This window comes from Paenibacillus sp. Aloe-11, assembly GCF_000245715.1.
In the GTDB taxonomy this organism is placed as follows: domain Bacteria; phylum Bacillota; class Bacilli; order Paenibacillales; family Paenibacillaceae; genus Paenibacillus; species Paenibacillus kribbensis.
Genome location: NZ_JH601058.1, coordinates 1 through 641, shown reverse-complemented (window position 1 = coordinate 641; position 641 = coordinate 1). Strand labels below are relative to the sequence as shown.

Below are 641 nucleotides of genomic sequence, written 5' to 3'. Positions count from 1 at the left end.
GGGAGCCGTTGAGCCTTGAGCGCCAGCTTGAGGGGAGGCATCCTTGGGATACCACCCTGATCGTATCTAGGTTCTAACTTGGTACCGTAAGCCGGTACGAGGACAGTGTCAGGTGGGCAGTTTGACTGGGGCGGTCGCCTCCTAAAGAGTAACGGAGGCGCCCCAAGGTTCCCTCAGAATGGTTGGAAATCATTCGAAGAGTGCAAAGGCAGAAGGGAGCTTGACTGCGAGACCTACAAGTCGAGCAGGGACGAAAGTCGGGCTTAGTGATCCGGTGGTACCGCATGGAAGGGCCATCGCTCAACGGATAAAAGCTACCCTGGGGATAACAGGCTTATCTCCCCCAAGAGTCCACATCGACGGGGAGGTTTGGCACCTCGATGTCGGCTCATCGCATCCTGGGGCTGAAGTAGGTCCCAAGGGTTGGGCTGTTCGCCCATTAAAGCGGTACGCGAGCTGGGTTCAGAACGTCGTGAGACAGTTCGGTCCCTATCTGTCGTGGGCGTAGGAAATTTGAGAGGAGCTGTCCTTAGTACGAGAGGACCGGGATGGACGTACCGCTGGTGTACCAGTTGTTTCGCCAGAAGCACAGCTGGGTAGCTATGTACGGAAGGGATAAGCGCTGAAAGCATCTAAGCGTG

Annotated in this window: 1 rRNA gene; it reads left to right on the top strand. The window is 56.3% G+C overall.

The window, feature by feature from the left end:
* Nucleotides 1-641 (top strand): 23S ribosomal RNA (locus WG8_RS18160); the annotation flags it as partial.